Annotated in this window: 15 protein-coding genes; 11 read left to right on the plus strand and 4 right to left on the minus strand. The window is 68.3% G+C overall.

Going from position 1 to position 23,154, the window contains the following annotated elements:
- The first annotated feature begins 7 nt into the window (after nt 1-7).
- Nucleotides 8-1,141, plus strand: a complete 1,134-nt coding sequence (locus ACZ5XO_RS14020) for an ABC transporter substrate-binding protein (protein WP_464163014.1) — start codon at nt 8-10, stop codon at nt 1,139-1,141.
- A 23-nt stretch (nt 1,142-1,164) separates the two neighbouring features.
- Nucleotides 1,165-2,238, plus strand: coding sequence for a YncE family protein (locus tag ACZ5XO_RS14025; protein ID WP_464163015.1), 1,074 nt, complete (start codon nt 1,165-1,167; stop codon nt 2,236-2,238).
- A 72-nt stretch (nt 2,239-2,310) separates the two neighbouring features.
- On the opposite strand, the gene ACZ5XO_RS14030 is transcribed toward ACZ5XO_RS14025, so the two are convergent.
- A complete protein-coding gene (locus ACZ5XO_RS14030; RefSeq protein ID WP_464163016.1) occupies nt 2,311-3,102 on the minus strand; it encodes an ABC transporter ATP-binding protein in 792 nt (263 codons plus the stop codon).
- Nucleotides 3,099-4,157: a FecCD family ABC transporter permease gene (locus ACZ5XO_RS14035; RefSeq protein WP_464163017.1), complete on the minus strand. Its 1,059-nt coding sequence runs from the start codon at nt 4,155-4,157 to the stop codon at nt 3,099-3,101. Before ACZ5XO_RS14035 ends, ACZ5XO_RS14030 begins: the two co-directional genes overlap by 4 nt.
- A 68-nt stretch (nt 4,158-4,225) precedes the next feature.
- Here ACZ5XO_RS14035 and ACZ5XO_RS14040 point away from each other — a divergent pair, with 68 nt between their 5' ends.
- Entirely contained in the window at nt 4,226-5,014 is a 789-nt protein-coding gene (locus ACZ5XO_RS14040) for an alpha/beta hydrolase-fold protein (protein WP_464163018.1), read from the plus strand.
- 56 nt (nt 5,015-5,070) lie between these two features.
- On the opposite strand, the gene ACZ5XO_RS14045 is transcribed toward ACZ5XO_RS14040, so the two are convergent.
- Nucleotides 5,071-10,647, minus strand: a complete 5,577-nt coding sequence (locus tag ACZ5XO_RS14045) for an IPT/TIG domain-containing protein (RefSeq protein WP_464163019.1) — start codon at nt 10,645-10,647, stop codon at nt 5,071-5,073.
- Nucleotides 10,648-10,857: 210 nt separating this feature from the next.
- Between ACZ5XO_RS14045 and ACZ5XO_RS14050 the strand changes: the two genes are divergently transcribed.
- Nucleotides 10,858-11,808 carry a winged helix-turn-helix transcriptional regulator gene (locus tag ACZ5XO_RS14050; RefSeq protein WP_464163020.1) on the plus strand — a complete coding sequence of 317 codons (951 nt, stop codon included), beginning with the start codon at nt 10,858-10,860 and terminating at the stop codon, nt 11,806-11,808.
- A gap of 56 nt (nt 11,809-11,864) precedes the next feature.
- On the opposite strand, the gene ACZ5XO_RS14055 is transcribed toward ACZ5XO_RS14050, so the two are convergent.
- A complete protein-coding gene (locus ACZ5XO_RS14055; RefSeq protein WP_464163021.1) occupies nt 11,865-14,066 on the minus strand; it encodes a TonB-dependent receptor in 2,202 nt (733 codons plus the stop codon).
- 119 nt (nt 14,067-14,185) lie between these two features.
- Between ACZ5XO_RS14055 and ACZ5XO_RS14060 the strand changes: the two genes are divergently transcribed.
- From ACZ5XO_RS14060 to ACZ5XO_RS14090, 7 genes are all read left to right on the plus strand, one after another.
- A complete protein-coding gene (locus tag ACZ5XO_RS14060; RefSeq protein ID WP_464163022.1) occupies nt 14,186-15,166 on the plus strand; it encodes a DUF1295 domain-containing protein in 981 nt (326 codons plus the stop codon).
- Entirely contained in the window at nt 15,163-16,062 is a 900-nt protein-coding gene (locus tag ACZ5XO_RS14065) for an SDR family NAD(P)-dependent oxidoreductase (RefSeq protein WP_464163023.1), read from the plus strand. The genes ACZ5XO_RS14060 and ACZ5XO_RS14065 overlap by 4 nt, the downstream gene beginning before the upstream one ends.
- A gap of 91 nt (nt 16,063-16,153) precedes the next feature.
- Nucleotides 16,154-17,614, plus strand: coding sequence for a carotenoid oxygenase family protein (locus ACZ5XO_RS14070; protein WP_464163024.1), 1,461 nt, complete (start codon nt 16,154-16,156; stop codon nt 17,612-17,614).
- Between the two features lie 4 nt (nt 17,615-17,618).
- A complete protein-coding gene (locus ACZ5XO_RS14075; protein ID WP_464163025.1) occupies nt 17,619-18,764 on the plus strand; it encodes an acetyl-CoA C-acyltransferase in 1,146 nt (381 codons plus the stop codon).
- A 5-nt stretch (nt 18,765-18,769) separates the two neighbouring features.
- Nucleotides 18,770-20,452, plus strand: coding sequence for an aldehyde dehydrogenase family protein (locus tag ACZ5XO_RS14080; protein ID WP_464163026.1), 1,683 nt, complete (start codon nt 18,770-18,772; stop codon nt 20,450-20,452).
- The gene (locus ACZ5XO_RS14085) at nt 20,449-21,678 is read left to right on the plus strand and encodes a thiolase family protein (protein ID WP_464163027.1); all 1,230 of its coding nucleotides are present in this window, start codon (nt 20,449-20,451) and stop codon (nt 21,676-21,678) included. Before ACZ5XO_RS14080 ends, ACZ5XO_RS14085 begins: the two co-directional genes overlap by 4 nt.
- Nucleotides 21,675-23,153: a class I adenylate-forming enzyme family protein gene (locus ACZ5XO_RS14090; RefSeq protein ID WP_464163028.1), complete on the plus strand. Its 1,479-nt coding sequence runs from the start codon at nt 21,675-21,677 to the stop codon at nt 23,151-23,153. The genes ACZ5XO_RS14085 and ACZ5XO_RS14090 overlap by 4 nt, the downstream gene beginning before the upstream one ends.
- Nucleotide 23,154: the final 1 nt, after the last annotated feature.

The raw sequence follows: 23,154 nt of genomic DNA on the forward strand, positions 1-23,154 counted from the left end.
GGGCCGGATGACGGAATTCAAACCGGGCCGTCGCGCCCTTCTGCTGGGTGCCGCCGCCCTTCTGGCCGGCGCCGGGGCCTGCACGCGCCGTGACGACGCGGGCCCATCCTCCCTGCTCAAGGATCTGCGCGATCGCCCCCTGGCGATCACGCCCCCCATCGGCAAGCTGTCGATCGACGACAGCCGTTTCCTGATCGCTCTTTCGCTGATCCATCCCGATCCGGTCAGCCTGCTGGCGGCCTGGGCGGGCGACGTGAACCGTCTCAGTCCCGAGATCTACGCCGCCTATCTGGAAAAATCTCCGGCGCTGGCGACCTTGCCGAAGACGCCGAGCTCTGCCTCCGCCTTCAACGTCGAGGCCGTGCTGGGCGCCCAGCCGCAAGTCGCGCTCGTGTCGCTGGATTCCGGCCCGACCGACGCCCAGGCGGCCCAGCTGGAGCAGGCCGACGTTCGCGTGGCCTATATCGACTTCTTCCAGCACCCGTTCGAGAACCAGTCGCGCAGCCTGTCCCTGCTGGGCAGCCTGATCGGCCGCGAGGAACAGGCCGAAGCCTACAACGCCTTCCGCGCCGCGAAGCTGAAGGTCATCTCCGACCGCGTGGCGGGTCTGAAGGACGAGCAGAAGCCGACCGTCTTCCTGGAGGCCCACGCCGGCAACGGTCCCGACTGCTGCAACTCGGTCGGCGCCGGAAACATCGGCGACTATCTGACCTTCGTCGGCGCCCGCAACATCGGCGCCGAGGTGCTCAAGCAGCCGTCCGGCAAGCTGAACCTGGAGTTCGTGGTCGAGCGCGATCCCGACATCTACATCGCCACCGGAGGCCCGCATCTGGAGAAGACCGGCGGCTTCGTCGTCGGCCCGAAGTACGACGCCGGAACCTCGCGCGCCTCGCTGCGCCGCGTGGCGGATCGACGCGGCCTGTCGACGCTGAAAGCGGTGCGCGAGGGCAAGGTGCACGGGCTGTCGCACCAGCTGATCAACTCCCCCATCGACATTGTCGCCACCGAGGTTCTGGCCAGGTGGATCCAGCCGGAACTGTTCGCCGACCTCGACCCGCGCGCGACGCTGAACACCATCAACGAACGCTTCCTCGCCGTGCCCTACCGCGGCGATTACTGGACCGACCTGGTCCCCGCCTGACGCCCTTTCCAAGGAGAGACCGAATGAACGCCCTGCGCCACAGCGCCCTTCTGGCCGCCAGCCTCATCGCCCTTTCGGCGGCCTCCGCCGCCAGCGCCCAGACGATCGAGAAGACCGTCAAGGTCGCCCCCGGCGGTCTGTATGAGATCGTCTTCAATCCGGCGGACAGCGACATCTATGTCGCCGCCGTCGGGCCGCGCGGCGCCAACCAGGCCCAGATCGTGCGCCTGGACGGACAGACCCTGGCCGCCGAAACGCCGATCAATGTGTCCGATCGTCCGCTCTACGGCCTCGGCCTGAACAGCCGCACCCAGATCCTCTATGGCACCGACACCCGCACCGGCGCGGTCTCGGCCATCGACCTGAAGACCGGCGCCGTCGTCGCCACCATCCGTCACGACGAGGAAGACGACAGCGCCCACGTGCGCGAAGTCATCGTCGATGAGCAAGGCAACAAGGCCTATGTCACCGTCGTCGGCGGCGAAGCGGGCGACACCTCGCGTCCCAACCTGATCTGGGTCATCGACGGCGCGACCCACAAGGTCGAACGGACCATCGCCGCCCCGGTCGGGGGCCTGACCGGCGCCGCCTTCGACGGCTCGACCAATCGTCTCTACGTCACCGGCATGGGCAGCAATGAAGTCGCCGCCATCGACCTGACGACCGGAGAGACGGTCGGCCAATGGGCTTCGCACGGCGAATCCGCCATCAACGTGGCGGTCGATTCCGAGGGGCGCCGCCTGTTCGTCGCCAACCAGAAGTCGGGCGAGCTGACGGTTCTCAACGCCGACACCGGCGCCCTGATCCACAAGGTCGCCACCGGCGAAGGCGCGCTGAGCGTGGCCTACAACGGCGCGGTCAAGCAGATCTATGTCGCCAACCGTCAGGCAGGCACGGTGACGGTGCTGGATTCCGACACCTATGCGGTGAAGGCGAACCTGCCGACCGGCACCCTGCCCCAGACCATCGCCATCGATCGCGCGACCAACGCCGTCTACGTCACCAACAAGGCGCGCGGCCTGCCGCGCAACGCGCCGGCCGGCACGCCCGTCCCGGTCGATGCGACCGGCGACGTGGTGACGCTGATCCGTCCCTGATTTTCACGTTTCCTCCCCAAACTGGCCCGGTCGATCCGTCGATCGGGCCTTTTTTGTTGGGTGTCCGCCGGATCAACCCGCCGTCAGGACGTCGTCGATCAGGACCTGCAGCACACCGCGTTCACAGCGCTGGACGCGCGCCGAGACGCGATAGACCTGGGCCAGAATGTCCGGCGTCACCGCCTGATCCGGCGCGCCGAAGGCCGCCAGCCGCCCCTTCGCCATGACCGCGATCCGGTCCGACACGCGCGCCGCGGCCTGCAGGTCGTGCAGGACGATCATCACCGTCATGCCTCGCTCGGCCGCCGCCTCACGCGCCAGGTCCAGCACGCGCAGCTGATAATAAAGGTCCAGCGCGCTGGTCGGTTCGTCCAGCAACAGCAGACGCGGCTCGCGCGCCAAGGCCTGGGCCAGACCCGCCAGTTGCTTCTGCCCCCCCGACAACCGGTCCAGCCGCTGACCGGCCAGAGCCTCGGCGCCGATGCGCTGCAGGACCTCGAAGGCGCGTTCGACCGCCTGGGCGTCAGTGAAGGCGGCGCCGCCCAGGGGCGTGGCGCGAATGGCCGCCACCACGGTCTCCAGCACCGTCAGGGCCACACCCTGCGGCACGGTTTGCGGCATGTAGGTGACGCGCCTGGCCCGGTCCGCCAGCGACAGGCCGGTAAGCTCGGCCTCGTCCAGCCGGATCGACCCCTTGGCTGGAATCAGCCCGGCCAAGGCCCGCAGAAAGGTGCTCTTGCCCGCCCCGTTGGGACCGACGACCGATACGACTTCGCCCGCGTTGAGCGATGGCAAGGTCAGCCCTTCGACAATGGGCTTCCCGCCGTAACCGGCGCTCAGGTCCTGAACCCGCAGACCTGTCATGCCCGGCCGCCGTTGCGGAAGATCAGCAACAGGAAGACCGGCACGCCGATCACGGCGGTGACGATGCCGACCGGCATCAGCACGCCCGGCACGATGGCCTTGGACGCCGCCGAAGCCAGCGACATGATGACGGCGCCCGACAGGATGCTGGCCGGCAGGAAGAAGCGATGATCCTCGCCCACCAGCAGGCGAGCGATGTGCGGCCCCACCAGTCCGATGAAGCCGATGGCGCCCACAAAGGCCACGGCGGTCGCCGACAAGAGGCTGACCCGCAGCAGGGACAGGAAGCGCAGGCGTTTCACATCCACGCCGAAGCTCATGGCCCGATCCTCGCCCAGGCGCAGCGCTGTCAGGCCGCGTGACGACAGCAGCGAAAACGGGGTGACCAGAGCGACCACCAGAGCCAGGGCCCCGACATTGCCCCAGGTGGCGCGCGACAACGAACCCATGGTCCAGAACACCAGCTGCTGCAGCGCCTCGGCCGACGACAGGAACTGCACCAGAGCCGTCAGGGCGTTGAAGGCGAAGACCAGGGCGATGCCGAACAGGACGATGTTCTCGACGCCCGATCCCTTCATTCGCGCCAGGGCCTGCAGAGCCAGCACCGAACCGAAGGCGAAGACAAAGGCGTTCAGCGGCACCAGCCAGTCCGACCCGATGAAGCTGGCCCCCACGCCCAGCACGATGGCCAGCGAGGCCCCGAAGGAGGCCGCCGACGACACGCCCAGCGTAAAGGGACTGGCCAGAGGATTGTTCAGCACGGTCTGCATCTCGGCCCCAGCCAAGGCCAGGGCTGCGCCGACCAGCGCCGCCATCAGGGCGTAGGGCAGACGCACCTGCCAGACGATGGCCTGCTGCGCCGTGCTGAGCGACGACGGATCGAAGACGCCCTTCAACACAGCCGTTGCAGTGATCGAGGACGGTCCGGTGACGACATCCAGAAGAAGGGCCGCCGCCGCCAGCAGAGCCAGAAGGCCGAGGGTCAGCAACCTTGTTCTGACGCTCCGGGAATAGGCGATCACCGCGTCCGGCGCCGCGTTTACAGCGTCCGTCAATCCGAAGGCCTCCATCTAGCGAATGCGTCGCAATACACGTTCACCCCACAATCGGCTAGGGTGTCGCCATGACGATGGCCCGCCCTGCTTTCACGCCCGCCCCTCCTCCGCTGACCGGAGGATGCCGCAGGCTGCATCTGCCCGCCGCCGGCGAACTGCCGGGCCTCAATCTATGGATGAACCGTCCGGCCTCCGAGCGCCCCGTCCGGGGGTGGCCGGCCATGGTTCTTCTGGATGGCGAAGCCTACTTCGTCGCCGCTGCGGAGATGGCGCAACGCCTGGCGCGGCGGTCCGCGAAAACACGCATCGATCCCCTGATGATCGTGGGCGTCACCCTTGATGATCCCGACGACCGTCATTCAGCCTACAGGTTTTCTGACGCTTCGGATCAACCTCATGCCGGCGCTCTGGGAGCGCAGCTGCTGCATCGTCTGGCGAACGACGTCCTTCCGGCCATGGCGGCGGAAGGGGCGGACCTGGCGAACCTGACCCTGTTCGGGCATTCCATGTCAGGCCTCTTCGCTCTTGAAGCTCGCGCCGCCGCCGCTCCTTTCGCCCGCTATGTCGCCATCAGCCCCTCGATCTGGGCAGCGCCCTCGGTAATTGCGGCCCAGCCGAGCGGACCGGCGGGACGACATGATCTTCTGGTCGTGGTCGGGGACCACGAGGAGAATGACAGCCTGCCCCGCGCCCATCTCGAACGGCGCATGGTCAGCAACGCTCGACGCCTGTCGAACGGTCCAGGCGAGAGGATCGAGGTTCTGGAAGGCGAGGACCATGGCTCGACGCCCTACGCCGCCCTGCCCGCCGCCTTGCGGTTCGCCTCTCTGGAAGCGCATGAGCCGGGCCTGAATTAATCAGCGCCCCCCTGATCGCGGACCGGGGTCGCGGCGTGGCCGCGACCCCGTCGACCTCACCAGCCGTACTTCATCCCGATCTGGCCGCCATGGCTGGTGCTGGCGTCGCCAAAGACGCCGCGATAGCCGAGGCTGAGCATCAGGCGATCACTCAGCGACCACTCGCTTCCCAGGTCCAGGTTGAGCACGTTGCGCGACCAGGCGTTCAGCGGGACCAGATAGGTCGGGCTGGTCGTCCAGTCGGCGTAGCGGACGCCCTGAGCGCTGATGTCCTCCAGTTCGTGCGACCACTCGATACGCGCATTGGGCCGGAACTGGCCGTAGCGGCGGCTGTCCAACGTCCAGCGCCAGGAGACGCCCAGATTGGCCGACAGGCTCTTCTGCTCGATCTCGTCCCAGTTCAGGGCCGACAGGCCGCCGCCGGTCTCGGTGAAACCGTTCAGCGTGATGTCGCGCGCATCCAGTCGAGCATAGAAGTCGCTGACCACGCGCTCGCCGCGCAGGAGCCGGCCAAAGGCGGCCGAAGCGAAGCGCACGTCGCCGGAACGCTCGCCATCGGCATAGCCGTCAGCCTGTCCCGCCAGTCCTTCGACCCAGCGACGAGACGTGAAGTCGAGGTCCGCGTAACCGATCACGCCATCGACATAGAAGGCCTCGGCCGGACGCCAGCTGGCGTAGACGGCGCCGGTGAAGGCCTTGCCGTTCGTGACCGAGCCGTTGTCGCCGATCCGGGTCTTGTCCTCGCCGTAACCGACGCCGCCGCCCACGATCAACTGGTCCGAAACCTTGACGTCCACGCCCAGGGTCGCGCCCTGGGTGGTGAAGCGGCTGTCGCGCTGACCCGTCGCATCCTGACGGCCCCAGTCGACCGAACCGGAGGTCCACAGGCCGACCGAAGCGCCGCCGCTCGTGGCCGGCTGAGCCGCCGCCGCGTTCAGACGGTCATCGCTTGCGACGACCGTTGGCGCGGCCTGCGTCCGTCCCGCCCACAGGTCCAGGCCCAGCATCTCGCGGTCGCGGTCGCCGCCGAGCGCGCCGGGATCCAGGTTGCGATCCTGGCCCAGTTGACGGCGCAGGGCCTGTTGCGGATCGCGGTCCTCATCGGCGCCGCCCAGCCCGAGATTCAGACTCAGACCGTTGGACGAGCCATTGGTCCCGTCGTGCAGATCGCGCAGACGCTGCTGGAAGTTGTTGATCTGGGCGTCGGCGAAACGACGGGCGGAGGTGACCTGACTGGTCGCCACGCCCCTCACCTCGGGATCCAGCGACGGATCCGGACGCGCCTCGACCGTCACGGTCAGGGTGCTGCTCGTCGTCCCGAAAGCGTTGCTCAGGCTGTAGGTCACCACTGCCTCGCCCGAGAAGTCGCCGTTCGAGACGAAGGTCAGGTCATAGTCGGCGCCGACCTTGGTCACGGTCGCCTCGCCCGCAGTCGCCGGGCTGATCGAGACGACGGCGGCGCCGGTGAAAGGCTCGCCCTGAGCATCACTGATCCGCACCGTCACCGGCACGCCCTGAAGGGTTTGCGCCGTCAAAGCTTCAGCGACCGGCAGGGCATTGGCCGTCAGGTCGATCCGTCCGGGCGCCGAGGCTCCGAACGGCAGGTCGATGACATAGTCGAGCGAGGTCGCGCCGCCGTTCGCGCCGGGGGCGAAAACAAGGCTCAGGCCGTTGACGGTCGCCGTGCCGAAGTCCGGCGCCCGCGTAATGCGCAACGCCTGGAACGGTCCGCCGACCAGGGCGGCGGTCGGAGTGAAGGTCACCGAAGCGCCGGCTGTCGCCTGGCCTGACAGATCCGGCGCCTTGCCCGCCACCTGGAAGGTGAAGGTCACGGGCGTGGAATCCCCGCCCGGCCCATAGGCCACCACGGTCACCGTGTCCGTCCCCATGAAGTTCGCGGCGGGCGTATAGATCAGCTGATAGGGCCCGGCCGCAGCCTTGCCCGCTGTCCGGGGCGCGGCCGTGCGCGCGGCCTGAAGCGAAGCCGCCGCAGCGCCGTCGACGACCTCCGCCACGCCGAACCGGCTGGAGACCGTGATGCGGTATCCATCGACTTCGCCTTGACTGATGGCCTCAAGATTGACCGCAATCGTCCCTCCGCCCGCAGAAGGCGGCACGACGACCGGACCGGCCGGTTGTTCAACGACCGGCCGCGCCGGCATCGCTACGGTCAGGGTCACCGTCGCCGCCGCCGAGGTCCCGCCAGGACCCGTCGCCGCATAGGTGAAGCTGTCCGGACCGAAATAGTCGTCCGCGGGCGTATAGGTGACCACGTCGCCCGCCACGCTGACCGCGCCGTGCGACGGCCCCGAAACCACGGCGATGCTCGTGTGAACCCCGGTGATCGATCCGCTCAGGTCAATGGCCTGGGCCGTCTCATAGCCTACGGCCGCCGAAGCCGCCGCAGCGCCCGGAGCCGGCGGCGTCGCCACCGTGATCGTCACCGTCGCCGCCGCCGAGGTCCCGCCGGGACCCGTCGCCGCATAGGTGAAGCTGTCCGGACCGAAGTAGTCGTCGGCGGGCGTATAGGTGACCACGTCGCCCGCCACGCTGACCACGCCGTGCGACGGCCCCGAAACCACAGCGATGCTCGTGTGGACCCCGGTGATCGAACCGCTCAGGTCGATCGGCGTCGGGCTGTTGTAGGCCGCCGCGACCGAAGCCGTAGCCGCCGTCGGCGCGCCCGGCGTCGCCACCGTGATCGTCACCGTCGCCGTCGCCGAGGTCCCGCCGGGACCCGTCGCCGTATAGGTGAAGCTGTCCGGACCGAAGTAGTCGTCGGCGGGCGTATAGGTGACCACGTCGCCCGCCACGCTGACCACGCCGTGCGACGGCCCCGAAACCACGGCGATGCTCGTGTGGACCCCGGTGATCGAACCGCTCAGATCGATCGGCGTCGGGCTGTTGTAGGCCGCCGCGACCGAAGCCGTAGCCGCCGTCGGCGCGCCCGGCGTCGCCACCGTGATCGTCACCGTCGCCGCCGCCGAGGTCCCGCCGGGACCCGTCGCCGCATAGGTGAAGCTGTCCGGACCGAAGTAGTCGTCGGCGGGCGTATAGGTGACCACGTCGCCCACCACGCTAACCGCGCCGTGCGACGGCCCCGAAACCACGGCGATGCTCGTGTGGACCCCGGTGATCGAACCGCTCAGGTCGATCGGCGTCGGGCTGTTGTAGGCCGCCGCGACCGAAGCCGTAGCCGCCGTCGGCGCGCCCGGCGTCGCCACCGTGATCGTCACCGTCGCCGTCGCCGAGGTCCCGCCGGGACCCGTCGCCGTATAGGTGAAGCTGTCCAGACCGAAGTAGTCGTCGGCGGGCGTATAGGTGACCACGTCGCCCGCCACGCTGACCGCGCCGCGCGACGGCCCCGAAACCACGGCGATGCTCGTGTGAACCCCGGTGATCGAACCGCTCAGGTCGATGGTCTGTGCCGTCTCATACCCTACGGCGGCCGAAGTCGATGTCGCGACCGGAGCCGACGGCGACGACACCGTGACCGTCACCGTCGCCGGCGCCGAGGTCCCGCCGGGTCCCGTGGCCGTATAGGTGAAGCTGTCCGTACCGTGGTAGCCAGGGGCCGGCGTGTAAGTCATGCTGGTTCCGATCGTCGCGGCCGTTCCGTGACTTGGGCCTCCCGTTAGCGTCACGCCGGAGGCAGGTCCGCCAGAGAGGTTCAGGGGGACGGGGTTGTCGACGGATCCGAAAGCCACCGCCGAAGATACCGCGCCCGCGATGGGGGCGCTGGTGTAGGTGTACTCACCCGCGACGGAAACGGCGCTGGTTCCGCCCGCCGTCGTCACGCGAATGTCCACAACCCCTGTTCCAACCGGCGCCGTCGCCATGATCGACGTCCCGCCCAAGACCGTATAGCCAGTCACCGCCGTTCCGCCGAACCACACCGAGGTCGCGCCGGACAAGTTGGTTCCGGTGATGGACACCGCCTGGCCGCCGCTGACCGGGCCCGCTGAAGGCGAGATCGAAGTCACCGTCGGCGCCGCGACATAGGTGTACATATCCGCCGCCGAGATCGCGCTGGTCCCGCCTGACGTCGTGACACGGATGTCCACCACCCCTGTTCCAGCCGGCGCCGTCGCCATGATCGACGTCCCGTTTACAACCGTATAACCGGTCGCCGCCGTTCCGCCGAACGTCACCGATGTAGCGCCGGAGAAGTTGGTTCCGGTGATGGCCACTGTCTGACCGCCGCTGGTCGGCCCTGCTGAAGGCGAGATCGCGGTCACCGTCGGCGTCGCGGCATAGGTGTATTGGTCCGCCGCCGAGGTGGCGCTGGTCCCGCCTGGCGTGGTGACGGTGATGTCATAGGTTCCGGCCGCGTTGGCCGGGGCGGTCGCCGTGATCTGGGTGTTGCTGTTGACCGTATAGATCGCGTTCGCCGCGCCGAACTTCACCGCGCCCGTGCCGGCGGCGGCGGAAAAGCCCGTTCCGGTGATGACGACCGTCTGACCGCCGCCGGACGGGCCTGTTGAAGGCGAGATCGAGGTCACCGTCGGCGCCGTGATATAGGTGTACTGGCCCGACACAGTGGGGACGCTGGTCCCGCCTGGCGTGGTGACGGTGATGTCATAGGTCCCGGCCGCGTTGGCCGGGGCGGTCGCCGTGATCTGGGTGTTGCTGTTGATCGTATAGGTCGCGTTCGCCGAGCCGAACTTCACCGCGCCCGTGGCGGCGGCGGCGGAAAAGCCCGTCCCGGTGATGACGACCGTCTGCCCCCCGCCGGTCGGCCCCGCTGAAGGCGAGATCGAGGTCACTGTCGGCGCCGCGACATAGGTATAGTTGATGGCAGCCACGCCGCCTGCGGTGGAGACCATGACCGGCACGGTGCCCGGCCCATGCGCGGGCAGGTTGAAGACTATGGTCGCCGCCGTGACCGACGTCGGGGTGACGTTGAAACCGCCCACCGTCAGGGTCGGTGATTCGAAATTCGCGCCCTGCAAGGTCGCCGCGCCTCCGCTGAGCGGACCTGCGTTGGGCGACAGGGAGGTAATGCTCGGCGGCAGGGGCGCGACGCCTTCCAGGTTCACGGAATTGAACTGGCCGAAATAGTCGATCCCCTCAGGCCCCCAGGCGCCGATCGTCATCACGCCCCCGCCGGCAGCAGACAGGCTATTCATCGCGGACAGGAAGCTCGCCGGCAGGGTTGTCTCCGTGCCGCTGCCCGAGAAGGCGGAAGCGAGCACGGTTCCAGCCTGAACCTCGTCCTGGCCGGCGGCGCTGATCGGCGGCTGCCCGTTCAACGAGACGAAGTAGATCGGATGGGAAACGCCCGAGTGCTGCTGATAGTTGTAGCGGAGCGTGACCGAGGTGAAGTTGCGATTGGCCGGGATCGCAAAGGTGAAATAGGCGAGCTCATAGCCGGTGCCCATGCCGGGCTGCTCTGCGAACATGACGCCGTTGTTCGAATAGTGGCCCATCTCGTTCCAGCCGACGCCATTGATGTCGCCGGGGATCGTCACCTGGCTCTGCGCCGAAGCCGGCGACGCCAGACCGCACAACACGGCGAAGGTCAGGGCCAGACCGGCCAGCCCCGCACAAGAGTTTCGGACAGCAGTCCGCAGAACGTCACGAAGCCCGCGCGCGAAGTCGCTGAACGCCATCTTGCCCCCATGCGGGCGCATGACCCGCAACCTTCACCTTAATCGGGCCTTCGATGAACGAGACTCATTGACCAAGTCTTTACAAATCCAGATCGATCGCATCGACCCATGCGCCGTCGCCACCGGAGGGTTTGACTGCCTTGCGGTCAGCCGATAGGTCTGCCGACGCAAGCATGGATGCGCTCATGAGGTTGGCGACGTCCTGCCTTCAACCTCCTTCAGGGTACGGATTTGACTGAACCCGACATCCGCTCCCTGATCATGGGCAACCCCGTGGCGCGCGCCTTCGCTATCACCGGCGACGCCTGGACGCAGTTGATCATGCGCGAGGCCTTTTATGGCGTGCGCCGGTTCGGCGTTTGGCGCGATCGTCTGGGCACGCCGCGCAGCGTGCTGACCGACCGCCTGCAAAAGCTGGTGGCCGCCGGTCTGCTGGCCCAGACGCAGATCGAAACGGGCGCCCGGACGGAATACCGCCTGACCGAGATGGGCCTGGACATGTTCGGCGTCGCCGTCATGCAGGGCCAGTGGGAGAAGGTCTGGGCCCAGTCGCCGCTTCAGGAACGCTACGCCATCGCCTTCTTTGACCGGGAAACCGGACGAAGACTGACGCCCGTCGTCCTGACCCGCGCGCATGGGGTCGAGGTCAAGGCCGACAAGGTCGACTGGAAACCGGGACCGGGCCTGATCGTCATCCCGCCGCCGACCTCGCGTCGTCGTCGGTCGGCGCCGATCGAAACCGACCGCCCCATCATCGACCGCTCGACCGAGATCATGGGCGACTACTGGAGCTGGGCGGTGCTGTCGGCCGCCTACTTCCGCCTGCGTCGCTTCGATGAGATCCACGCCGCCCTGGGCGTGGCGACCAACATCCTGGCGGACCGCCTGAACCGCCTGGTGCTGCACGGCGTTCTGGAAAAGCGGCCCTATCAGACCGCACCGGTGCGCTTCGAATACCGACTGACCGAAGCCGGTCTGGCCCTCTACCCCATCGTCCTGGCCATGCACGGCTGGAGCCAGCGCTGGCTGGTCGAGGCGGACGAGGCGCCCCTGACCCTGGTTGATCGCGCCAGCGGCGAGGCCATCACCCCGGTCGTCTGCGATCTGGACAGCGGCGAGCCGATGGATCCGCGTCGCATCCGCTGGGAAATCGAAGCCGCCCCCCACGCCGTCGCTCAATAAAAAACGCCCGCCGACACGAGGCCGACGGGCGGTGAGTCAGGACCGGAGAACCGGGATCAGAAGGTCTTGCTGACCGCCACGCCGAAAGAACGCGGCGCGCCAAAGACGCTGAAGCCGATGCTGGCGTTCTTGATGATGTGCTGCTGATACTCCTCGTCGCCGAGGTTCTTGCCATAGACCGAGATCTTCAGTCCGTTCGGCGCCTCCCATGAGGCGAAGGCGCTGATCAGACCATAGGACGGCACCAGGACTTCGGGCGCGTTCGACGGATCGAAGTAGAAATCGTCCGTCCATTGATAGTCGGCCCGCGCCGACAGGACGCCGCCGAACACGTCCCATTGACCATCGGCATAGAGGGTGAACTGGCTGTCCGGGGACCGCGGCAGGATGTTGCCGTCGTAGGGCAGGGTCAGATTGCCCGACGTCGCGTTGGAAGTGAATTTGGCGTCCAGTTGGGTATAGGAGCCGCCGATCGTGATGTTGTGGTTCACCGCCAGCGCGGTCTCGACCTCGAAGCCCCGCACTTCCGCCTCGGCGTTGGAGGTGACCAGGGTCAGGCCCAGCAATTCATAGACCTGCAGGTCCGTGTAATCGAGCATGAAGGCCGCCGCGTTCAGACGCAGCCGTCCGCCCGCCAGGGTCGTCTTGGCCCCGACCTCATAGTTGTCGAGCAGTTCCGATCGCAGCGGCGTCGTGGCCTGGACGCCGGTCTGAGACGCGCTGGGATAGGCGCCGGCCTTATAGCCCCGGTCATAGCTGACGTAGAATCGCATGTTGTCCAGCGGCTCGACCGCCAGCGCCAGCTTCCAGGTCGGCTCTTCGAAAGAAGCGTCCGCCTTGACGTCATAAGGCTGCCCGGTCGGACCCAGGGGAATGCCCGCGGGCGGATTGGCGCCGCCTTCATTGTCGATGGCGACCTGATGCACTTCGCGCTCGTCGTGGGTCCAGCGCGCGCCGACCGTCAGCTCCCAGATGTTCGCGAACGGGACCGTAGCCTGGCCGAAGACCGCATAGCTGGTGTTGGTCGCGTCCTGATTGAAGGTGGTGTCGCCGCCGAGCGACGGCGGGGCGATCGGCAGGGCCGTCTGGACCAGGAACCGCTCCGAGCGCTCGACCTCTTCGCGGAACATGTAGAGCCCGGCGACCCAGTCGATGTTCGAACCCGACTTGGAGGTCAGGCGGAACTCCTGGCTGATCTGCTTGGCGTTTTCCTCAGCCCGGTCGTCAACGGACAGGGGGAAGCCCGGGAACGGCAAGCCGCCCAGATTGTCGCGCCAGCTGTAGTCGTTGCTGCGATAGGAGGTCAGGGACACGACGTCGAAATGCTCGGCGCCCGACCATTCCGCCCGCCCCGTCAGGCCCCAGTTCTCACGCTGCTGATAATTGTCCGCCGAAGAGAAGCTCTGACGCACGTCCATGCCCGCGCGCAGCGAATTGACCAGGGTCACGAAGGGCGCCGGGGTCGATGACGCCAGGACTGGAATGCGGGCGTGGCCCTGCATGTCGTCCTTCGAATAGTCGACGCCGCCCAGGAAGCTCCATTCCCCGGCGTTGTGCAGCACCTGAGCGCGCAGGCCGAACTGCTCGCCGCCCTCGAGGCTGCGGCCGCTGGGCAGGCTTTCGGCGTAGCCGTCGTTCTGGTTCCAGCGCAGGGCCAGACGACCGGCCGTGTCCTCGCCCAGTTCGCGGTTCAGCACGGCCTCAACGCCCCGCTCGTCAAAGCTGCCGAGACGTCCGGTCAACTGGGCGGAATTCTCGAAACGCGGCTTCTTCGTATAGACGTTCAGCGCGCCGCCCGAGGCGTTGCGCCCATACAGGGTGCCCTGCGGTCCGCGCAGGATCTCGACCCGCTCGACATCCAGGAAGGCCAGGGAGCTGGCGCCCGCGCGACCGATGGAGACTTCGTCGATCGATACGCCGATCGAGGGATCGCTGGCGGCGGAATCGCTGGTCGTGCCGACGCCGCGAATGAAGATCTGCGGCTCGCCGATGTTGAACTGGGTCAGGGTCACGCCCGGCGCCTTGCCCGCCACGTCCTGAATGCCGGTCGCCGCCGTCCGCTCCAAGGTCTCGGCGTTGAAGGCGGTGATGGCGATCGGCACGTCCTGCAGGCTCTGCTCGCGGCGCTGGGCCGTGACGACGACGTCGCCGACCGTGACGGCGCCTTCGGCTTGGGTGGATTGCGCCATGGCCGGTGCGGCCAGCCCGGCGGCGAGCAACAGCGTGGCGGCCGACGCGCTGAATGCGGTCTTTCTCATGTTTCGCTCCCTGACCTCACCGGCTCCGTTGATCGGATGCTCCTCGGTCGAAATGAAGCTTGCGCTAGCGAACCGTGTTTGCAAGTCTTTTTATGCAAGTCATGGACGGAGCCGACCGCATGAGACCGGATGGATGGATTTTGGCCGCCCTCGCATGGGCGGCTCTGGCGGCGATCTGGTTCCTGGTCATGCCCCGGAAAACACGCGGCAAAGCATGGCATTACGTCATGATGGCCGCGCCTCTTGTCGCCTTCGCCGCCGCCTTCCTCGCCCCCTCTTCCTTGCTTCGTGAAACCTTGTTCATCTGGATCGCCAGCGGGAGCGCTGTTCTTTCCGTCGTCGCCCTGGGCTGGTTGGTGGGCACGTTGAAGCGCAATCACGGACTGATGGACGTGGCCTATCCGCTGGCGCCGCTGGCGGCGGCGAGCACGGTCTTCGTCCTGTCCGGCCGGCCGCTGGACCTGTTCAGCGGTCTGTTCCTGCTCAGCCTGGGCGTCTGGTCGATCCGACTGGCGGTCCAGACCTGGGGCCACAACATCCACGCCGAGCGTCAGCCCTACGCCCACTGGCGCAAGAGCTTCGGTCCCAGCTGGCTTTGGTGGAGCGCCTTCCAGGTTCATCTGCTGCAGGGCGTGACCGTCTGGCTGTGGTGCGCGCCCTTCGCCTTCATCCTGACGGCGCCCGCGCCGCGCCCGACGCTGCCGCTGGTGGTGGGCGGCGTCGTCTGGCTGACAGGCTTCCTGTTGCAGAGCACGGCGGATCGCCAGCTGGCCGCCTTCAAGCGCGCCCCCGCCAACCGCGGCCGCCTGCTGGACACCGGCGCCTGGGCCATCGTGCGCCATCCCAACTATCTGGGCGAAAGCCTCATGTGGGCGGGCTGGTTCGTGCTGGCCCTGGCGCATCCCTGGGGTTGGGTCACGGCCTTCGCGCCCCTCTATACCGGCTGGTTCATGGGCTATGCCTCGGCCGCGCCGTTCAAGGAGCAGCACATGGCGCGCAGCCGGCCCGAGGCCTGGGCCGCCTATTGCGCCCGCACGCCGCGTTTCCTGCCCTGGCCGCGCCCTCGCCCCACCACCGGAACCGAAGGCGCCGACGCATGAGCAGACTTCAGGATCAGGTGATCGTCGTCACCGGCGCCGGACGCGGCCTCGGCCGGGCCTATGCTCTGGACCTGGCGCAGCGCGGGGCGCGCATCGTGGTCAACACCCGCCCACGAGCGGCCGATGCGCCCGGTTCGGCCGAGGCGGTCGTGGCCGAGATCACCGCCCTGGGCGGCCAGGCCGTCGCCGCACCCCTGGCGGTCGAGGAGGCCGATTCCGGCGAGCGGCTTCTGGCTGCGGCCCTGGACGCCTTCGGCCGCATCGACGGCCTGCTGAACAACGCCGGCGCGCCCGAAGCCAGGACCCTGCACAAGCAGACCACCGACGTCTTTCGACAGGTGTTCGAGGTCAACTTCTTCGGCGCCCTGACGCCGACCCTGCCCATCTATCGCCACCTGCGCGCCCAGGGTTCGGGCCGTATCCTGATGTCGACCTCGGCCGCGGGCCTGCATGGCGTTCACGGCATGGCGGCCTATTCGTCATCCAAGGCGGCGCTGATCGGACTGATGCGGGTCATCGCCCTGGAAGGGGCGTCCCACGGCGTCGGCTGCAACGCCATCGCCCCCTACGCCGCCACCGGCATGACCGCCGACTATCTGGACGACGCCAGCGCCGCCCGCATGGGACCAGAGCGCGTCGCCCCGGTCGTCAGCTGGCTGATGTCGCCCGACTGTCCACTGAGCGGCCAGACCCTGGCGGCCGGCGCGGGCGCCGTGCGGCCCGCCGCGCGGATCGAAGGCCCAGGCCTGATCTTCACCGACGACGTCACGCCTGACGACCTGACGAAACAGGCCGCCGCCCTGATGGATCTGAACGGCTGGCGGACCTTCAGCGACGGCAACGCCGCCTTCGATCACCTGATGGCGGCCATGCGGGAGGCGACCACGACGAAGTGACTTGCGTTAAACGACCAAACTGCTCATGGTCTGCTTAAACAAGGATGGACGCGGCGTGATCGCGTCCCCGCACAGGCAAGGAACAGCCGCCATGGCCGACGACGCCCGCCGGATCGAAACCGGTCCGCTCAGCCCGCTGAACACGCTGAATCCCTATCTGCAGGGCGCCTATGAGCCCGTGGCCAGGGAGACGACGGCGCTGGACCTGCCGGTCATCGGCGAGATCCCGAAAGACCTCTACGGCTGCTTCTACCGCAATGGCCCGAACCCGGCCCAGGCGCCTGAAGGCATGCACCACTGGTTCGACGGCGACGGCATGCTGCACGCCATCTATTTCGAAAACGGCAAGGCGGAATACCGCAACCGCTTCGTCCGCTCGGTCGATCACATCGCCGACCTGAACGGCGGCTGCGGCGCGGGCGGCGTCATGTATCCCTCAAGCCGGGCCAACCCGGCATCGACGCGCGGCGACAAGGTCTACAAGGACACGGCCAACACCGACGTGATCCTGCACAACGGCTCGCTGATGGCGCTGTGGTACATCTCGGGCCATCCGGTCCGGGTCGATGCGCGCACCCTGGAGACCATCGGAATCGAGACCTTCGGCGGCAAGCTGCCGCGCCATGTCTCGGCCCACTCCAAGGTCGATCCGCGCACCGGCGAGTTCGTCTTCTTCGACTATTCGCTCTACGAGCCATGGATGACCTTCGGCACGGTCAGCGCCCAGAACGAGCTGACCCATTTCGAGCGCGTCGAGCTGCCGGGGCCGCGCCTGCCCCACGACATGGGGCTGACGGAAAACTACGTCATCCTGCACGACCTGCCGGTGATCTTCACCGACGCCGGCCTGCGCAAGAGCCAGTGGAACATCCACTTCGCCGACCAGCCCGCCCGTTTCGGCGTCGTGCCGCGCCGGGGTCGGGGCGACCAGATACGCTGGTTCGAGACGGACAGCTGCTACATATATCACGTCGTCAACAGCTGGGAGGACGGCGACGAGGTCGTCATGACCGCCTGCATGATGACGCCCAACGGCTATCCGCTGAACCCCGACTACGGCCCCTATGCGGCCATGGTGAACGTGCTGGCGCTGAACGCCGTGCCCGTCGAATGGCGGATGAACATGCGCACCGGCGAGGTCAAGAAGCGACAGCTGGACGACCGCATCGGCGAATTCCCGGCGGTCAATCTGGACTATGCCGCCCAGCCGACCCGCTGGTCCTATCACGTCGCCATGTCCAAGACCGAGCTTCAGCGCTTCAAGGGTCTGATCAAGTACGACATGCTCAGCGGCGCCGCCCGGACCTATGATTTCGAGCCGCAGATGTTCGGTTCCGAACCCGCCTTCGCCCCCCGCCTGAACGCCAGGGACGAGGACGACGGCTACGTCATCGTCTTCGTCACCGACGAGAACACCGGCCGTTCCGAGGTCCAGATCATCGACGCCAAGAATTTCGAGGCCGGGCCTGTGGCGCGCGTCATCCTGCCCGCGCGGGTGCCGGCCGGCTTCCACGGCACCTGGGCGCGCGGCGACCGGATGGCGAAGGGGTGATCCGATGAGCGCCTATATCCACGACGCCGTCCGCACCCCGCGCGGCAAGGCCCGTCCCGACGGCGGCCTGGCCGCTCTGAAGCCCCATGAACTGGTCACGGGCCTGATCGACGCCATGGAAGCGCGCGGCCATGCGCCACGCGCCGCCGACGCCCTGATCCTGGGCTGCGTCGGTCAGGTCGGCGCCCAGGGCGCCAATGTCGCCCTGGTCAGCAAGCTGCACGCGGGTCTGGACGACGCCGCCTTCGCCTTCAGCCTGAACAACTACTGCGTCTCGGGCCTGACCGCCGTGGGTCAGGCGGCGGCCATGGTCCAGACCGGCGCCCTGCGCTCGGCCCTGGCGGGCGGGGTCGAGATGATGTCGCGCGTCCCCTTCATGGGCGACAAGGCCGACTATTACGAAGACGCCAGCTTCCCGCCGCGCACCCGCTACATCCCCGTCGCCGTCGCCGCCGACCGTCTGGCCGAGGACATCGGTGTGACGCGGGCCGAGATGGACGCCGCCGCCTTGACCTCTCAGCAGCGCACGACCGCCGCAGAGGGCACGCCTCTGACGGCCTCGCGCATTCCGCTGAACGGCCTCGACCGGGAAGAAGCCGCACGCGCCCAGACCACCGCCGACAGTCTCGCGGCCATGCCGGCCGCCTTCGCCGCCCTAGCCGCCCCCTATGCCGACGCGCTGGGGGGACGGGCCATTGACCACCGCCACACGGTCGCCCACGCCCCGCCGATGAGCGACGGCGCCGGACTGGCCCTGATCTCTGGCGAAGCCAAGGGCGCCCGCGCGCGTATTGTCGCCTGGGTCGAGGCGGGGGGTGATCCCGCCGCCTCCCTGACCGCCGGTTTCACGGCGATGGAGCGGGTGCTGGACAAGGCCGGACTGACCCTGGCCGACATGGACCGCATCGAGTTCATGGAGGCCTTCGCCGTCGTCATCGCCAGGTTCACGCGGGAACACCCGACCCTGAGCGACAAGGTCAACGTCGGCGGCGGCCATCTGGCCAAGGGGCACCCCATGGGGGCGACGGGCGCCATCCTGCTGTCGTCCCTGCTCGACGCGCTGGACGCCTGCGAAGGCCGCTATGGCCTGGTCGTGGCGGCGGGCGCGCAAGGCGTCGGCTCGGCCATGATCGTGGAACGAATGGATTGAGCGCCATGAACGCCCCCTTCCCCGTCGCCGACGCCCGTCGCGCCCTGATCGACCGCCACGCCGCCCTGATCGACGCCGCCGTCAAGGCCGTGTCCGCCCGCGCCGCCTGGTCGCCGTTCAAGGACTCGCCCTCGACCAAGATCCACGGCCCGGAGAAGCCTGTCGCCGGCAAGGCCGCCTTCGAGGCCCAACTGAACCGCCCCTTCGATCTGGACCTGCCCGGCGTCATCGACCATGTCGGCGCCGAGGTCTCGCCCTTCACCGGCCAAGCCCTGGGGATCACCTATCCGCGCTGCGATCCCGATGCCCTGATCGCCGCCGCCCAGACCGCCTGGCCCGACTGGCGCGCCGCCGACCCCGAACTGCGTCTGGCCCTGTGCGCCGAGATGGCGGCCCGCCTCTATGACGTGAATTTCGAGATGGCCCAGGCCGTCATGCACGTCGCGGGTCAAAGCTATACCCAGGCCTTCAGCGGTTCCGGTCCCAACGCCCTGGACCGGGGGATCGAGGCCCTGGCCTATGCCGCCAAGGCCATGCGCGACGTGACCCGCAGCGCCCGCTACGAACGCGACTTCGCGGGTGAGGCGGTCAGCCTGGACAAGACCTATATCCTGGTTCCGCGCGGCATCGGACTGGTGGTCTGCTGCGCCAGCTTCCCGACCTGGAACGCCTATCCGGCCCTGTTCGCCAGTCTAGCAACCGGCAATCCGGTCATCCTCAAGCCCCACCCCATCGCCGTCCTGCCCATGGCCATCGTGGCGCGCGAGTGCCGCCGCGTGCTGGCCGACTTCGGCTTTGATCCCGACCTGATCACCTTGGCCGTCGACACCCTGGCCGAGCCGGTGGCTCAGGTTCTGGTCGATCATCCGGCGGTTCAGATCGTCGACTTCACCGGCAGCCCCCGCTACGGCGGCCATCTGGAACGGACGGTGACGGGCAAGCTGCTGTTCACCGAAACGGCGGGCGTCAACACCGTGGTGGTTCATTCGGTCGCCGATCTGGACGCCGTCACCCGCGCCGTCGCCCGCGCCGCCAGCCTGTTCTCGGCCCAGATGTGCACCAGCCCCCAGGTGGTCTACGTCGCCCCCGACCTGGCTGCGGCGTTCAGCGCCGCCCTGGTCGCCCAGATCGACGCCATCGCCGACGATCCGGCCATGGCCGCCGGCATCATGGGCGCCATCCAGGGCGAGGTCAGCCTGAAGGCCGTGGCCGACGTACGCGGCGCCGTCGAACGCCGCCATGGCGTCCGCGTCCTGCGCGAAGCCGCCCCCTACGTCCACCCGCAGTTCCCCAAGGCCCGCACACTGACGCCGCTGGTTCTGGCGGTCGATGGAGCCGCGCCAGACCTCTACGCCGAGGAGCATTTCGGCCCAGTCCTGTTCGTGGTCACGATGCAGGCCGACGCCGCCGTGGCCGAGGCGACCCATCTGGCCCGCACCAGGGGCTCGATCTCCTCCTACCTCTATTCGACGGACGAGGCCTTCATCGACCGTTCGACGCCCCTCTACGAGCAGGCCGGGGCCAATCTGACGATCAATCTGACCGGGGCGATGTGGATCAACTTCGCCGCCGCCTATAGCGACTATCACGTCAGCGGCCTGAACCCGGCGGGCAACGCCTGTCTGGCCGACCTGGCCTTCGTCGCCTCGCGCTTCCGCATCGTCCAGCGCCGTCGGCCTTCCGCATGAGCAGCGCGGTCTTCATCGCCGGCGTGTCGATGACCGCCCTGGGCAAGCGCCCTGCAGAAACGGTGAAGAGCCTGACCGCCGAGGCCGTCCGAGACGCCCTGGCTGACGCGGGCGCTGAGATCAGCGACATCGAGGCCGCCTGGTTCTCCAACACCCGCCAGCCCATGCTGGAGGGCCAGAACACGGTGCGCGGCCAGATCGCCCTGCGTCCGCTGGGCCTGACCGGCATCCCCGTAACCAATGTCGAGAACGCCTGCGCCTCAGGCTCGACCGCCCTCTATCAGGCGATCCAGTGGCTACGCGCGGGCGCGGGCGACATCGCTCTGGTCGTCGGAGCCGAAAAGATGGTCTTTCCCGACCGGCCCGATCGCGTCGCCGCCGCCTTCATGGGCGGGACCGACATCCACGACCGCGAGGGCGTGCTCGCCTATATCACCGCGATGGGCGGCGCGGCGCCGGGCGAAGGCCGCAGCCTGTTCATGGACCTCTACGCCGCCCAGGCCCGCGCCCACATGGCCCGCTTCGGCACGGCCCAGGAAGACTTCGCCCGCATCGCCGCCAAGAACCACACGGCCGCCGCCCTCAACCCCAAATCCCAGTACCGCACCCCGATGACGGTGGAACAGGTCATCGCCGACAAGCCGATCGTCTTCCCCTTCACGCGGGCCATGTGCGCCCCCGTCAGCGACGGCGCGGCGGCCATGATCGTCTGCTCGGCCAAGGGGCTGGCGCGGCTGGGCGCGACCGCTCGCGCCGTGCAGGTGCGCGGCTGCGCCCTGGTCAGCGCCGCCGACCGCGCGCCCGACGACTACGCCAACCATATTGGCCGCCGCGCCGCCCTGGCCGCCTATGAGCAGGCCGGTCTGGGACCGGACGCCGTGGACCTGATCGAGGTCCATGACGCCACCAGCTACGCCGAACTGCAGCAGATCGAGAACCTGGGCCTGGCCGCCCCCGGCGAGGTCGGGACGCGCCTGAAGGCGGGCGACTTCGCCCTGGGCGGCCGCACCCCGGTCAACCCCTCGGGCGGTCTGGTCGCCAAGGGGCATCCGGTCGGCGCCACCGGCGTCGGTCAGTTGTATGAACTGATCCAGCATCTGCGCGGCGAGGCCGGAGCGCGTCAGGTCGCGGGCGCCCGCATCGCGGCGGCCGAGAACGGCGGCGGCTTCCTGGGCGTCGAGGAGGCGGCGACCGTCGTCACCATCCTGGAGCGGACGGCGGCATGATCCGACACCCCATCCGCGCCCTCTATGACGGCCTGCCCACCAAGCGCGACCGCCCCGCCCTGTTCGACGGCGACCGCGTCATCCGCCACGGAAAACTGGTCACACAGGTCGAGGCCGCCGCCGCCGATCTGATCGCGCGCGGCGTGGCGCCTGGCGACCGGATCGGCCTGTGCGCCGCCAACAGCGCCGATCACGTGATCGCCTATCTCGCCATCCTGCGCGCCGGGGCGGTCTGGACGCCGCTGAACCCGCGCAACGGGCCGCGCCTGAACAGCCTGTTCCAGCAGCGCGCCGGTCTGAAGCTGACCTTGCACGACGGCGCTTCCGTCGCTGCCATGGGCGAGGCGTCCCGTCCTTTGGCGCTGGATGACTGGCGCCCGGCCCCGACCGATTCAGCGGCCCTGCCCGCGATTTCCGACGACCCCGATCACCCCTTCGCCCTGAAGTTCACCGGCGGCTCGACCGGGACGCCCAAGGGCGTGCTGCAGAGCGTCCGCAGCGGGGCGGCGGCCCTTCGGTCGCTTCAGCGCTTCTATGACTTCAACGCGGACGACGTGAATCTGGCCGTCGCGCCCCTGACGCACGGCGCCTCGCACTACATCCTGCCAGTGCTGGCGGCGGGCGGGGCCCATGTCCTGCTGGACAAGCCCGAGCGCGAGGCCATCCTGCGCGAGTTGAAGACCCGGGTCACCACCGTCTTCATGCCCCCGACCCTGATCTATCTGCTGATGGAGGAAGGCCGCTTCGGTCTCAGCGACTTCGCCCGGCTGCGCCACCTGACCTATTCCGCCGCCCCCATGCCGCCGGCGCGCATCGCCGAAGCCGTGGCCCGGTTCGGGCCGGTGCTCTCGACCCTCTACGGCCAGACCGAGGCTCCCATGACCATCGCGGGCCTGTCACCCGCAGAGATGGCGAGGCCCGATTTGCGCGCCTCGGTCGGACGGCTGTTCCCGGACACTCCGGTCGCCCTGATGGACGCCGACGGCGAGATCAGAACAGAAGAGGGTGAAGGCGAGATCCTGGTCCGTGGCGATCTGACCGCCACCGTCTATCTGGACGATCCCGCACAGACCGACGCCGCTCGCCACCACGGGTGGCTCAAGACCGGCGACATCGGACGACTGGACGCCGACGGCTTTCTGTTCCTGCTAGGCCGGTCGAAAGAGCTGATCATCAGCGGCGGCTACAACATCTATCCCGGCGAGGTGGAGGCGGCGCTGAACGCCCACCCGGCCGTGCGCGAGGCCTGCGCCTTCGGCGTCGCCGACGATGTCTGGGGCGAACGGCTGGAGGCCGTGGTCGCCCTGGATGACGTCGCCGTCGCGGCCGACGCCCTGACCGCCTTCGTGCGCGAGACCGTCGGCCCTGTGCGCACGCCCAAGGCCCTTCACCTCGTCGCCGCCCTGCCCCGCAATCCGGTGGGCAAGGTGGTGCGCGGCGAGGTGAAGTCACTGATCTATCCGGCGCCTCAATGAC

This window comes from Brevundimonas sp. T2-11 (assembly GCF_055397675.1).

Bases quoted from the DNA above. Each gene is read 5' to 3' on its own strand.
- ACZ5XO_RS14020 (WP_464163014.1), top strand. From the start codon at position 8: ATGACGGAATTCAAACCGGGCCGTCGCGCCCTTCTGCTGGGTGCCGCC.
- ACZ5XO_RS14025 (WP_464163015.1), top strand. From the start codon at position 1,165: ATGAACGCCCTGCGCCACAGCGCCCTTCTGGCCGCCAGCCTCATCGCC.
- ACZ5XO_RS14030 (WP_464163016.1), bottom strand. From the start codon at position 3,102: ATGACAGGTCTGCGGGTTCAGGACCTGAGCGCCGGTTACGGCGGGAAG.
- ACZ5XO_RS14040 (WP_464163018.1), top strand. From the start codon at position 4,226: ATGACGATGGCCCGCCCTGCTTTCACGCCCGCCCCTCCTCCGCTGACC.
- ACZ5XO_RS14045 (WP_464163019.1), bottom strand. From the start codon at position 10,647: ATGCGCCCGCATGGGGGCAAGATGGCGTTCAGCGACTTCGCGCGCGGG.
- ACZ5XO_RS14055 (WP_464163021.1), bottom strand. From the start codon at position 14,066: ATGAGAAAGACCGCATTCAGCGCGTCGGCCGCCACGCTGTTGCTCGCC.
- ACZ5XO_RS14060 (WP_464163022.1), top strand. From the start codon at position 14,186: ATGAGACCGGATGGATGGATTTTGGCCGCCCTCGCATGGGCGGCTCTG.
- ACZ5XO_RS14065 (WP_464163023.1), top strand. From the start codon at position 15,163: ATGAGCAGACTTCAGGATCAGGTGATCGTCGTCACCGGCGCCGGACGC.
- ACZ5XO_RS14070 (WP_464163024.1), top strand. From the start codon at position 16,154: ATGGCCGACGACGCCCGCCGGATCGAAACCGGTCCGCTCAGCCCGCTG.
- ACZ5XO_RS14075 (WP_464163025.1), top strand. From the start codon at position 17,619: ATGAGCGCCTATATCCACGACGCCGTCCGCACCCCGCGCGGCAAGGCC.
- ACZ5XO_RS14080 (WP_464163026.1), top strand. From the start codon at position 18,770: ATGAACGCCCCCTTCCCCGTCGCCGACGCCCGTCGCGCCCTGATCGAC.
- ACZ5XO_RS14085 (WP_464163027.1), top strand. From the start codon at position 20,449: ATGAGCAGCGCGGTCTTCATCGCCGGCGTGTCGATGACCGCCCTGGGC.
- ACZ5XO_RS14090 (WP_464163028.1), top strand. From the start codon at position 21,675: ATGATCCGACACCCCATCCGCGCCCTCTATGACGGCCTGCCCACCAAG.